The organism is Amycolatopsis sp. NPDC047767, from assembly GCF_040704195.1.
Lineage (GTDB): Bacteria > Actinomycetota > Actinomycetes > Mycobacteriales > Pseudonocardiaceae > Amycolatopsis.
The window spans coordinates 599833-611787 of the sequence record NZ_JBEYSJ010000001.1 but is presented as its reverse complement, the minus strand read 5'-3'; the positions used below and the strand labels follow the sequence as shown (position 1 = coordinate 611787).

13 protein-coding genes and 1 tRNA gene are annotated in these 11955 nt (G+C 69.7%); 8 read left to right on the top strand and 6 right to left on the bottom strand.

Going from position 1 to position 11955, the window contains the following annotated elements:
- Positions 1-23 precede the first annotated feature (23 nt).
- The gene (gene htpX, locus AB0878_RS03065) at positions 24-872 is read left to right on the top strand and encodes a zinc metalloprotease HtpX (protein ID WP_366575887.1); all 849 of its coding nucleotides are present in this window, start codon (positions 24-26) and stop codon (positions 870-872) included.
- A 1-nt stretch (position 873) separates the two neighbouring features.
- Here htpX and rfbA read toward each other — a convergent pair whose 3' ends face one another.
- Together rfbA and AB0878_RS03055 are read right to left on the bottom strand one after the other, a co-directional pair.
- A complete protein-coding gene (gene rfbA / locus AB0878_RS03060; RefSeq protein WP_366575885.1) occupies positions 874-1758 on the bottom strand; it encodes a glucose-1-phosphate thymidylyltransferase RfbA in 885 nt (294 codons plus the stop codon).
- Positions 1759-1800: 42 nt separating this feature from the next.
- Positions 1801-2949, bottom strand: a complete 1149-nt coding sequence (locus tag AB0878_RS03055; protein ID WP_366575883.1) for a sialidase family protein — start codon at positions 2947-2949, stop codon at positions 1801-1803.
- Positions 2950-3164: 215 nt separating this feature from the next.
- Between AB0878_RS03055 and AB0878_RS03050 the strand changes: the two genes are divergently transcribed.
- Both AB0878_RS03050 and AB0878_RS03045 read left to right on the top strand, forming a co-directional pair.
- Positions 3165-3851 (top strand): hypothetical protein, encoded by a 687-nt coding sequence (locus AB0878_RS03050; protein WP_366575881.1) that lies wholly within the window; start codon positions 3165-3167, stop codon positions 3849-3851.
- Between the two features lie 122 nt (positions 3852-3973).
- A complete protein-coding gene (locus tag AB0878_RS03045; RefSeq protein ID WP_366575879.1) occupies positions 3974-4615 on the top strand; it encodes a hypothetical protein in 642 nt (213 codons plus the stop codon).
- Here the strand turns inward: AB0878_RS03045 and AB0878_RS03040 are convergent, their stop codons facing one another.
- Positions 4616-5656 carry a methyltransferase gene (locus AB0878_RS03040; RefSeq protein ID WP_366575877.1) on the bottom strand — a complete coding sequence of 347 codons (1041 nt, stop codon included), beginning with the start codon at positions 5654-5656 and terminating at the stop codon, positions 4616-4618. It lies immediately after the preceding gene.
- A gap of 135 nt (positions 5657-5791) precedes the next feature.
- Here AB0878_RS03040 and AB0878_RS03035 point away from each other — a divergent pair, with 135 nt between their 5' ends.
- Positions 5792-6739, top strand: a complete 948-nt coding sequence (locus AB0878_RS03035) for a helix-turn-helix transcriptional regulator (RefSeq protein ID WP_366575875.1) — start codon at positions 5792-5794, stop codon at positions 6737-6739.
- Here AB0878_RS03035 and AB0878_RS03030 read toward each other — a convergent pair.
- Complete coding sequence (locus AB0878_RS03030; RefSeq protein WP_360597623.1) at positions 6730-7221, bottom strand: YajQ family cyclic di-GMP-binding protein; 492 nt, start codon at positions 7219-7221, stop codon at positions 6730-6732. The genes AB0878_RS03035 and AB0878_RS03030 overlap by 10 nt on opposite strands.
- A 128-nt stretch (positions 7222-7349) precedes the next feature.
- Between AB0878_RS03030 and AB0878_RS03025 the strand changes: the two genes are divergently transcribed.
- Positions 7350-7431 (top strand) — tRNA-Tyr (locus tag AB0878_RS03025).
- A 37-nt stretch (positions 7432-7468) separates the two neighbouring features.
- Here the strand turns inward: AB0878_RS03025 and AB0878_RS03020 are convergent.
- Positions 7469-7894 carry a TIGR03667 family PPOX class F420-dependent oxidoreductase gene (locus tag AB0878_RS03020; protein WP_366575873.1) on the bottom strand — a complete coding sequence of 142 codons (426 nt, stop codon included), beginning with the start codon at positions 7892-7894 and terminating at the stop codon, positions 7469-7471.
- Positions 7895-8009: 115 nt separating this feature from the next.
- Here AB0878_RS03020 and AB0878_RS03015 point away from each other — a divergent pair, with 115 nt between their 5' ends.
- From AB0878_RS03015 to AB0878_RS03005, 3 genes are all read left to right on the top strand, one after another.
- Positions 8010-8390: a hypothetical protein gene (locus AB0878_RS03015; RefSeq protein ID WP_366575872.1), complete on the top strand. Its 381-nt coding sequence runs from the start codon at positions 8010-8012 to the stop codon at positions 8388-8390.
- Between the two features lie 29 nt (positions 8391-8419).
- Positions 8420-9073 carry a hypothetical protein gene (locus AB0878_RS03010; RefSeq protein WP_366575870.1) on the top strand — a complete coding sequence of 218 codons (654 nt, stop codon included), beginning with the start codon at positions 8420-8422 and terminating at the stop codon, positions 9071-9073.
- Between the two features lie 143 nt (positions 9074-9216).
- Positions 9217-9501 (top strand): MSMEG_0570 family nitrogen starvation response protein, encoded by a 285-nt coding sequence (locus tag AB0878_RS03005; protein ID WP_366575868.1) that lies wholly within the window; start codon positions 9217-9219, stop codon positions 9499-9501.
- Positions 9502-9546: 45 nt separating this feature from the next.
- On the opposite strand, the gene lon is transcribed toward AB0878_RS03005, so the two are convergent.
- Positions 9547-11949: an endopeptidase La gene (gene lon / locus AB0878_RS03000; protein ID WP_366575866.1), complete on the bottom strand. Its 2403-nt coding sequence runs from the start codon at positions 11947-11949 to the stop codon at positions 9547-9549.
- Positions 11950-11955 lie beyond the last annotated feature (6 nt).

Below are 11955 nucleotides of genomic sequence, written 5' to 3'. Positions count from 1 at the left end.
GAGAGCGGACGGAGGCGAGCCGCGTGCACAAGCACCAGAACGGGCTGAAGACGGCGTTGCTCCTCGGTCTGCTGTCGGCGATCATCATCGCGATCAGCAGCCTCTTCGGCCGCGGCGCCCTGATCATCGGCCTGGTGCTGGCCCTCGGGGTCAACGCGTACGCCTACTTCAACTCCGAGAAGCTCGCCCTGCGCGCCATGCGCGCGCGGCCGGTGTCGGAGGTCGAGCAGCCCGTGATGTACCGCATCGTGCGCGAGCTGGCCACCACCGCGCGCCAGCCGATGCCCGCGCTGTACCTCAGCCCCACGGTCGCGCCCAACGCGTTCGCCACCGGCCGCAGCCCGCAGCACGCCGCTGTGTGCTGCACGACGGGCATCCTCGACCTGCTCAACGAGCGAGAGCTGCGCGCCGTCCTCGGCCACGAGCTGTCGCACGTCTACAACCGGGACATCTTGATCTCCTGCGTCGCCGGCGCGCTCGCGAGCGTGATCAGCGTGCTCGCCAACCTGGCGTTCTTCTTCGGCGGCAACAACCGCGACGGCAACCCGTTCGTGTCGCTGCTGCTGGTTCTCGTCGGCCCCATCGCCGCGTCGGTGATCAAGCTCGCCGTCAGCCGCTCCCGCGAGTACCAGGCGGACGCCTCGGGCGCCGAGCTCACGGGCGACCCGCTCGCCCTGGCCTCGGCCCTGCGCAAGCTCGAAAGCGGCACGCGCGCGGCGCCCCTGGCCCCCGAACCGGCGGTCGTCTCGCAGTCGCACCTGATGATCGCCAACCCGTTCCGCCCGGGCGCCGGCCTGTCGAAGCTGTTCTCGACGCACCCGCCGATCGAGGACCGCATCCGCCGCCTGGAAGCGATGGCTCGGGGCTTCTGAGTTACGCCCCCGTCGCACCCAACGACTGAGCGACACTCATCACGTAGTCCCCATACCCCGACTTCGCGAGCTTCGTCCCCAGCGCATAACACTCGTCCGGGCTGATGAAGCCCATCCGGGCCGCGATCTCCTCCAGGCAGGCGATGCGCACGCCCGTGCGGTGTTCGAGCACCTGCACGAACTGGCCGGCCTCCAGCAGCGAGTCGTGGGTGCCCGTGTCGAGCCAGGCGAAGCCGCGGCTGAGCTCGATGAGGGTGGCGCGGCCTTCGCGCAGGTAGGTGAGGTTGACGTCCGTGATCTCCAGCTCGCCGCGGTGCGACGGCTGGAGCGCGCGCGAGATGTCGACGACCCCGTTGTCGTAGAAGTACAGCCCGGTGATCGCGTTGTTGGACCGCGCCTTGGCCGGCTTCTCTTCGATCGACACGAGCTTGCCGGACCCGTCGATCTCGCCGACGCCGTAGCGCTCGGGGTCCTTGACGCGGTACCCGAACAGCACGCAGCCGTCGAGGTCGGTCGACGCGTCCTGCAGGGTGCGCGAGAAACCCTGGCCGTAGAAGATGTTGTCGCCCAGGACCAGCGCCACGGAGTCGTCGCCCACGAAGTCGGCGCCGATGACGAAGGCCTCGGCCAGACCGTTGGGGCTGGGCTGCTCGGCGAAGCTGAACGACAGCCCGAACTGGCTGCCGTCACCCAGCAGGCGCCGGAAGTTCGGCAGGTCGGCGGGCGTGGAGATCACCAGGATCTCGCGGATCCCCGCCAGCATGAGCACCGAGATCGGGTAGTAGATCATCGGCTTGTCGTAGACCGGCAGCAGCTGCTTCGACACGGCCTGCGTGATCGGGTGCAGCCGCGTCCCGCTGCCGCCCGCCAGCACGATGCCCTTCATCCGTCTCCTCACTCGTGGCGTTCAGCGTTCCGAGTGAGTGTGTCAGCCCATCGGACCTTTGCCGAAGTAGGCCTTGCAGCCGAGGTTGTACTCGGTGGCGATCTCCAGCACGTTCTTCCCGCCGTCCACCGGCAGCAGCGTGGACGAGTAGTTGGGGCAGAAGTTGTTGTAGATGCCGGTGATGAGGATGGGGGCGGGCAGCGGGTACCAGTTGCCGGCGCCGAGGTTGTCGTTGGCGAGCAGGGTCTGGCCGTTGCCGGTGACGGGCGTGCCCTTGGCGTTGGTGTAGATCTGCCCGACCATGACCAGCCGCACGCCGTTCGGGCCGCCGGGGAACAGCGTGACAGTCTGCGCGTGCTGGAAGTAGTTGCCGCTGGCGGTGTTCACGCGCGTGCCCGGATCGGCCGGATCGCCCCAGTTCGCGCCGTCCGCGGAGATCTTGTAGTACGGGTCGCAGTAGCGGTCGCCGTAGTTGCAGATCTCGTAGCTGAACCAGTACCGGCCGTCGGGTAGGCGCCGGATGATCGGCATGCCCGGGCGGACGCGGTCGGGCGGGATGGCCAGCGTGAGCTGCTTGGTGCCCCAGTGGATCCCGTCGGTGGACGCGACGCGGTTGAGCACCTGCGCGTACTTCGGGGCCTGGGTCTCGTCGGCGTAGTGCAGCCAGAGCGTGCCGCCGGCGTCGACGGTGAACTCGGGCTCCCAGATGCCGTCGTGGTTGTGCGAGATCGCGGCCTCGGACAGGTACGTCCAGCGCTTCCCGCCGTCGGAGCTGGCCCAGACCTTGATGCCGATGCGCCGCTGGGCTCCGGCGTCCTGCCGGTAGCTCGCGGCCCACAGCACGGTGCCCGCGCGCAGCCGGCCGACGCGTTGGGGCAGCTCGTAGAGGGTGCCGCAGCATTCGCCGAGCTTGCCGTCGGGGTCGCGGATCTCGCCGATCTTGTGGAAGCTCGCGCCCTCGTCGGTGCTTTCCATGATGGGCGTGAACTTGCCGCCGGCGTCCTCGCTCGTGAGCGACGCGAGGATGTGGCCCTTGCCGAACGGTGAGTACTGCAGCCGGATCAGCCGCGCGTACGAGCCGTACCCGTCCACCAGTTGCTTCTTGTCCACTACGGCCGACGCGGGCGTGAGCCCGGCGGCCACCACCACCAGTGACGTGAGGAAGGCGATCACGGGTGTCCAACGGCGCATCGACGAACCTCTCTCGCGGGCGGGCCGCGCGATTACACCACGCAACCGGCCGGCTTCAGACGCTCGTTCCGGCGCTTCCGCAGGTCAGCGCTGGGACTCCACCCGGTCGAGGGGTTTGACCCGCCCGATCGGGTGTCAGGTGGAGGTAACGGATCGTCAAAGGGTGACGAAAGATCACGTGAGAGCCACGCGGTGGCTCACGGGGGGAATGTCTGATGACGCGCGTCCGCGGGCGTGTTGCGGTGCTGCTGCTCGCGGGCCTGGTCACGGCCTCGTGCAGCGTCCAGCCGTCGGGGCGCGGGGTGCTCCTGGGGTCGCCGGGTCTCGACGTGCCTTCGTCTCCGTCGACTTCGGTCGCGCCGCCACCGCGCCGCCTGGAAGCCCCGACGGAAACCCACACCGGCAAGGGCAACGCCACGGTCCAGCTGTCGTGGCCCACCGACGTCCCCGGCTACCTCACCTTCGACTGCCCCCGCTGCGACTCCAACATCTTCGTCCACACCGACGGCGACGAGTTCTCACTCATCAACGCCATCGGCTCGTACCACGGCACGGTCTGGTTCAACGCCATCGAAGGCCGCGACCCCTCCCGCGTCCTCACGATCACCGCGAACTCCTCGTGGACCGCCACCATCACCGACCACCGCACCCTCCCGACCCTCACGGCGGGCAAGCCCCACGCCGGCAAGGGCGACGCCGTGCTGGCCATCCCCGCCGGCGTCACCCACGCGACCTTCCAGACGTCCTCCAAGGGCCACTCCGCCGTCTGGGTCCAGGGCGGCGGCACCATGGACCTCCCGGTCAACGAAATCGGCGCGGCAACCGTCGACTTCCCGGTCCAAGCCCGGACCTTCCTGGAAGTGGAGGCGTATGACGGCTCGTGGACGGTCACGGCGTCGTGAGGGCGGTGCCGCAGGAGGAACCCGCCGAGGCGATGGCGTGGCTTTCCGCACGCGGCGACAGGGAGGCGGCCCTCGGCTACCACCCCGACGGCTGGCCGGACTCCGTCTGAATCCTGCACGCGATGTACGAGCAGCCCGCACCTGACGTCTCTGCCAACGGCTTTCGGCGCGAGCTGATCGTCGAGCCCTCCGTGTTGCCCGGTCTCGACGTCGTCGCGTACAGCACCGGCATCCCGTTCGGCTTCACCGAGACCCCGGGCGAGGGCTGGACCCGGCTCACGTGGCGGTCGCTGACCGAGCGCCTCGGCCGCCGGCTGGGGGAGGGGATGACTTACCCGCCGGACCTCGACTGGTTCCCCTTCCGCAGGTGGCCGGCGTCGATCCGGCCGCCCGCCGAGGGGTCGCTGACCGAATCCGACGTGCACGCGCTGGCCGAGGTGCTCACCGACCACAGCGGCTCGGCGCCGGACCAGTGCCTGGCCTCCTACGGCTACCTCTCCTACGGCGTCATCCCCGCTGGCGATGACGCCGCGACGCTCACTGTCTGCGCTGGTCCGTGGCCCGATTTCGCAGCCCTGCTCCTCGGCCTGCCCGAGGCGGGCTCGAGCCCCAGCAACGTCTGGCCCGCCGACCGTTCCTGGTTCGTCTCCACGAACTGGGACCTCATGGCGACGCGGATCAGCGGCTCACGCGAGCTCATCACCGCCGTCGAAGCCCATCCCGGCCTCGAAACCCTGCGCTGGACCGGCTCCACCGCCGGCTGATCACTCCGCCGCCACCAGCTCCAGAACCGAGTACCCACCACCCACCGGATACGTCTTCACCCGCCGCCACCCCGACGCCGCGAAGAGCGCGTCGTACTCGTCGAGGTCGCGTTCCATCCCCTCGGTGACGGTGAGCATGTCCATGTCCACGCGCGTCGCGAAGTCGGGTTTGCCGAGCTCGCCGATCACCATCTCGACGACCAGCAGCCGCCCGCCTTGGGTGACGGCGGCGCGGCAGTTGCGCAGGATCATGAGGCAGCTCTTGTCGGACCAGTCGTGGAGGATCACCTTCAGCAGGTACAGGTCCGCGGGCGGGACCTCGACGAAGAAGTCACCCTCGATGGCGGTGAAACGGTCGGCCAGGCCACGCCGCGAAGCCTCCGCGCGGGCGCCCGGAACGGCGTGCGGCAGTTCGAGCACCTGTCCGCGCAGCTGGGGGTTCGAGGCCATCAGGCCGAGCACGAAGTCGCCGTCCGCGCCACCGGCGTCGACGACCGTGGTCACGCCCGTGGTGTCGACCGCGGCGACGGCGCCCTGGGTGACCAAACCGGACAGATCTCCCATGGCGCGCGCGAACAGCGCCGCTTCCCCCGCGTTTTCGGGACGGCCGAAGTAGCCGAACAGGTCCGTGCCGTGCGTCTCGCGCATCTGGTTGCGTCCGGTGCGCACGGCGCCGGGCAGCCGCTCCCACGCCTGCCAGTGCGCGTGCTCGTTCTGGATCATCACGAGCGACCGCATCGACCGCGGCACGTCGGAGCGCAGCAGTGCGCCCAGTGGCGTCAGCCTGAACCGGCGCTCGCCTTCGTGGCTCAGCACCCCGAGCGACGCCACGGCGCGCATCAGCCGGTACGTCGTGCGCGGGTCGCTGCCCACCCGCTCGGCGACTTCGGCGGCGGTGGCGGGACCGTGCGCGAGGTGGTCGGCGATGTTCAGCGTGGCCGTGGTGCGCCGGATCTGGGCGACCCAGGCGCCGGTGAGCAGGTGCAGCAGCACGTCGGCGTCGGCCGCCGAGTCGGTGGTCACGAGCGAGTCGGTGGGCATGGGGGGGTCCTCCCTCGGCGAGCGCCGGTGCTTCCGGCGGTGCTGAGGTCACGCTAGAAATCGCGCGGGTTTGCCTGATTGGACTTCGCCGCCACGTTCGTTGAACCTGCGTGCCAAGTCGTTCGTGGAGTGGGTGTGCAAGCCCGGCGGAAGTACTCCGTGGACGTGACGGTGCCCGCGCACGCGCGCGGCTGGCCCGAGGTGCTGAGCCGCGGCTGGGACTCCCAGGTCGGCCGCGTGATCCCCCTGCCGCCCGCCCAACGCGTCGGCGCCGGCGACTACCGCGTGCGCATCCGCCACGCCAAAGTGGACGACACCGTCGTCGAGCGCCTCTACAGCGAATCCGTCGCCGGCGGCACCGGCGGCGAGTTCAACCACCTCAACAACCGCGTCGTGCTCCACGTCGTCCGCCACGGCGAGTGGCGCTTCACCGGCCCGCGCCGCACCACCACGACCGTTCTCGGTGGACAGTTCATCGTCCGCCTCAACGATCCCTCGTGGACATTCGAGGTCGAGCCGCGCACCACCGCGCTGGTTCTGCGGCTGCCCGTCGACCAGCTGCGCCCCCACCTGGCCGACCGGCACGTGATCGGCGCGGTGACCTCCGCCGAGGTCCGCCTCCTCCTGGCCCAGACCCGTGCCGTCGAAGCCACCGTCGACACGCTGACCCCGGCCAGCCTCACCGCCGCCCGCGCGTCCCTGGTGGAACTGGCGAAGGGCGTACTCCTCGGCCACGCTGACTGCGCAGAACCTCTGCTCGCCCCCGCGTTGGCCCAAGCCGCCCGCGACCTCGCCGACCGCCTGCTCCCGGACGCGGACCTCTCGCCGGCCGTGCCGGCCCGCCACCTGAACGTCTCGGTCCGCACCCTCCACCGCGCCTTCGCCACCTGCGACGAATCCGTCACGGCCTACGTCCGGCGCCGCCGCCTGGACCACGCCCGCGCGGACCTGGCCACGGGCCGCGCCACCGTCTCGGAAGTCGCGGCCCGCTGGCAGTTCTCGGACAGCAGCCACCTGATCCGCACGTTCAAGTCCCGCTACGGCCAGACTCCGACGGAGTTCGTGAGATCGGCTCAGCGGTAGTTCGTGAACTGCAACGCGATCTCGAAGTCCTTGCCCTTCAGCAACGCGATCACGTCCTGCAGCTGGTCCTTCTTCTTGCCCGACACCCGCAGCTGGTCGCCCTGGATCTGAGCCTGGACGCCCTTCGGGCCTTCGTCGCGGATGAACTTGGCGATCTGCTTCGCCTTGTCCGACGCGATGCCCTGCAGGATCTTGCCGCCGATCTTGTAGATCTTGCCGGACAGCGCGGGCTCGCCGGCTTCGAACGCCTTCAGCGAGATGTTGCGCTTGATCAGCTTCTCCTTGAAGACCTCCACGGCGGCGAGCGCCCGCTCCTCGGTCTCCGACTCGATGGTGAGCGCTTCTTCGCCGGACCAGGTGATGCTCGTGCCCGTGCCCCGGAAGTCGAACCGGGTGCCCAGCTCCTTGCTCGCCTGGTTCAGCGCGTTGTCGACCTCCTGGCGGTCGACCTTGCTCACCACGTCGAAAGAGGGATCCGCCACGTGTCCTCACACCTCGTACTCGCTCGTCAGGGGCCACCAGCCTAGCCCCTGTCACCCGGTGGGGTCCCCGGTTGATCCGCGCGTCGGGCCGTTGGGTATCCTTCTCTCCGGCCGGTTCACCCGGCCATGGCAGGTTACCCAAGCGGCCAAAGGGATCTGACTGTAAATCAGACGGCTCAGCCTTCGGGGGTTCGAATCCCTCACCTGCCACACCAGCCCCCGCGAAGACTCGTGGGGGTTTGTTGTTTCACGAGGTACTCAGCTTCGTCGGCGTCACCACCACCGCGACGGAGAACAGCTCGGCGAACCGCTCAGGCGTGTCGAACAGTGCCGCGATGCGTTCGGTGTACTTGGCCAGGTACGCGGGGTTCCGGTCGGCCGGCGGTGCCTCCGCGGCGGCGGCCGCGCCTTCGATCCGCACGACGTTGCGGCCGATGTCGGTGACGTCCAGCACCAGGCTGACCTTCGGGTTGGCGGCGATGTTGCGCAGCTTCCCCACGCCGGGGCGGCTGTAGAGCAGGAAGGTCCCGTCGTCGCGCGCGAGGAACCACACGGGCACGGTGACCGGCTGCCCGTCCGGCCGCACGGTGGTGAGCCACGCCATCAGGTTGTGTGCCAGCCGCGCCTCGACCCGTTCGCGGTCGGCAGGCGGCAGGTGCGTTGTCAGTTCCACAGTGGTCCTCTCCCCAGCGGTGTTCCGCAACGCTAACGGCGAGGTCCGACAATTTCGGGTGATCAAAGGCCCGACCAGGGGATTCACACCCGGGTGGGATGGCAGACTTCCCGACATGGGCGAGGTCATCGGGTTCCACCCGTTCCGCAGCAGCTTCCCCGCGCCGCCGCCGGGCTGGCACGACGCCCACGCCGGCGCGCTCGACGAGTTCGACCACCTCATGATCTACGTGTGCCGCGCGGCGGTGCCGTCCGACGTGGACGTCGAGGACCCCACCTACGAGGCCTGGGACGACTGGGACGTCCAAGCCCTCATCGACGCCCTCGGCGGCCAGGCGCGGCTCGACGAGCTCCTCCTCGACCCCGCCACCGCGCCCACCCTGCTCGCCCGCCTGCCGGAAACCCTGGAGCGCCACCGCCAGGTCGTGATCGACATCGACATCTACTACGCCCTCACCAAACTCGGCTCCATGCTCGGCCGCGTCGAGGCGACGTAGTCTCGACAAAAACTGGGGAAGGATTGCCGATGAGTTTCGACCTTGCCGTCTGGTTCGCGCCCGCGGAGGTCACCGCCGCCGAGGTGAAGGCGCGTTACCACCAACTCGCCGACGCCGAACCCGGCGACGTGAAGCACCCGCAGGTCGCCGCGTTCTACCGTGAGCTCACGGCGCGCTACCCGGAGCTGGTCGACGACTTCGAGAACTCACCGTGGGCCGCCGGCTTGGACGTGACCGAAGACGCCGTCGTCATGCCGATCACGTCGCCGCACGCCGAGGTCGCCCGCTTCGTCCTCGCCCTGGCGCAACGCCACGGCCTCGTCGCGTACGACCCGCAGAGCGGCGAAGTGCACAACCCGGGCGTGCTCACCTTCACGTCGGCCAACGGTTTCCGCGCCGAAAACCCCGACGAAACCACCATCCGCACCGCCCTGCACCGCCTGTCCCGCACCAACTGGCACGCCGTCCTCGAACGCGGCGACGCCTACGTCCAGGTCGGCCAAGGCCGAAACGCGGGCGCCCCCGAAGGCCACTACGCCCTCGAACACCGCGACGGCTCCCCGGACCGCCACTACCGCACCGACGTCCCGTCACTCGACGACGTCACCACGGCCTTCCTCGCCTTCGCCACCCACGACGACACCTGGCGCACCCGCTTCGACTGGCGCAAGCTCGACTTCTGATGGCCTACGTCCTCGAGGCCGTCGGCATCGGTTCACTGAGCAGTGGCTTCCCCGATGGTTGTTGCCCTGATCACACACCCGCCTTCGTGCAACACCGGTGAAACGTGCGTGGTGTCCACTCGACGCGACAACGAGGAGGAACCATGCCCGAGGTCGTGTTCCGAGTGCGCTGGCCGGATTCCTCGGTGCAGCGGTGTTATTCACCGTCCACTGTGGTCGAAGAGCACTTCACCGCGGGGGAGGCGTACCCGGTCGCGGAGTTCGTCGAGCGGTCGCGGGCGGCGTTGACGCTCGCGTCGGAGCGGGTGCTCGCGCGGTTCGGGTTTCCGTGTTCGCGGGCGGCCGCGCAGCTGGCCGACATCGAGCGGCGCGCGGAAAACTTCCGAGACGACCAGGAAAAGGTCGTCGTGGAGGGCTTCGAACAGTGAAAAGCCCCCGTTCCCAAGGGAAACGGGGGCCGTTCACGGCAAGCCTCACGCAGCCTGCGGAACCTCCGAAGAAGCAGGCGTCAACGCCAGCTCCAGCACCTCACGGACGTTCGCCACAGCGTGCACGTCGAGCTGCGACAGCACCTCGGCGGGCACATCGTCCAGGTCCGGCTCGTTGCGCTGCGGGATGATCACCGTCTTCATCCCCGCGCGGTGCGCGGCGAGCAGCTTCTGCTTCACCCCGCCGATCGGCAGCACGCGGCCGGTCAGCGAGACCTCGCCGGTCATTGCCACGTCGGCGCGCACGACCCGGCCGGACAGCAGCGACGCCAGAGCCGTCGTCATGGTGACGCCGGCCGAGGGGCCGTCCTTCGGCACCGCGCCCGCGGGGACGTGGACGTGGATGCCGCGGTCCTTCAGGTCGCTGACGGGCAGTTCGAGCTCCGCGCCGTGCGAGCGCAGGTACGAGAGCGCGATCTGCACCGACTCCTTCATCACGTCACCGAGCTGACCGGTGAGCTGAAGGCCCGTCGAGCCGCTTTCCGGGTCGGCCAGCGACGCCTCGATGTAGAGGACGTCACCACCGGCGCCGGTCACGGCCAGGCCCGTCGCGACGCCCGGGATGGACGTGCGCTGGGTCGAGGTCGGCAGCGAGGACTCCGGCACGTGACGCGGGCGGCCCAGGTAGGTCTCCAAGTCCGCGGCGTCCAGCGACACCGGCAGCGCGGTCTCGTCGAGAGCCACCTTCGTCGCGATCTTGCGCAGCAGCTTGGCGATCGTCCGGTTCGCGTCGCGCACGCCCGCCTCGCGGGTGTACTCGGCGGCGATCCGGCTGAACGCCGCGTCGGTGATCACCACGTCGCCGGTCGCGAGGCCGGCGCGCTCCAGCTCGCGCGGGAGCAGGTGGTCACGGGCGATCGTCACCTTCTCGTGCTCGGTGTAGCCGTCGAGGGTGACGAGCTCCATGCGGTCGAGCAGCGGGCCGGGGATGGTCTCCAGCGCGTTGGCGGTCGCGAGGAACACGACGTCGGACAGGTCGAGCTCCACCTCGAGGTAGTGGTCGCGGAACGTGTGGTTCTGCTCCGGGTCCAGCACCTCAAGCAGGGCGGCCGTCGGGTCGCCGCGGTAGTCGGCGCCGACCTTGTCGATCTCGTCGAGCAGCACGACCGGGTTCATCGAGCCGGCCTCCTTGATGGCCCGCACGATGCGGCCCGGCAGCGCGCCGACGTACGTACGACGGTGCCCGCGGATCTCCGCCTCGTCCCGGATGCCACCGAGGGCGACGCGCACGAACTTGCGTCCCATGGCCTTCGCCACGGACTCACCCAGCGACGTCTTGCCGACACCGGGAGGGCCCGCGAGGGCGAGCACGGCACCCGAACGGCGTCCGCCGACCGGGCCGAGGCCCGACTCCGCGCGACGCTTGCGCACGGCCAAGTACTCGATGATGCGTTCCTTGACGTCGTCGAGGCCCGCGTGGTCCGCGTCGAGCACGGCGCGCGCGGCGGCGATGTCGTAGACGTCCTCGGTGCGCTCGTTCCACGGCAGCTCGAGGACGGTGTCGAGCCAGGTGCGGATCCAGCCGCCCTCGGGCGACTGCTCGGAGGTGCGCTCCAGCTTGTCGACCTCGGCCAGCGCGGCCTTCTTCACGTTGTCGGGCAGGTCGGCGGCCTCGACGCGGGCGCGGTAGTCGTCGTCCTTGTCACTGCCGTCGAGCTCACCGAGCTCCTTGCGGATCGCCTCGAGCTGGCGGCGCAGCAGGAATTCCTTCTGCTGCTTGTCCATGCCCTCCTGGACGTCCTTGCGGATGGTGTCGGTCACCTCGAGCTCGGCGAGGTACTCCTTGCTCCACTCCATGGCCTTCTCGAGCCGCTTGCTCACGTCGAGCGTGGTGAGCAGCTCGATCTTCTGTTCCGTGGCCAGGTACGGCGCGTTGCCCGACAGGTCGGCCACCGCGGACGGTTCCTCGACCTGCTGGACGGCGTCGATCATCTGCCAACCACCGCGCTGCTGGAGCAGCGAGATGACCACGGCCTTGTACTCGGACGCGAGCTGCGCCGAACGGTCGTCGGTGAACTCGGTGGCCTCGTCGGCGTGGACCCAGCGCGCGGCGCCGGGACCGTCCGCGATGCGGCCCACCACGGCGCGGCCGGTGCCGCGCAGCAGAACGGCGGCCTTGCCGCCGGGAACCCGGCCGATGCGCTCGACGGTGGCGACCGTGCCGATCTCGGCGTACTCGCCGTGGATGCGGGGGACGATCAGCACTTCGGCCTTGGTGGCCGCGCCGGAGCGGATGCCGGGGAACGACGCCGTCGCGGGCGTCTTGGCCTGAGCGGACTCCACTGCGCCCCGGGTCTCGGCGTCGGTGAGGTCGAGCGGGACCACCATGCCCGGCAGCACGACGTCGTCATCGAGCGGGAGAACGGGCAGGAGGCGGGGATCTGACATGTGCAC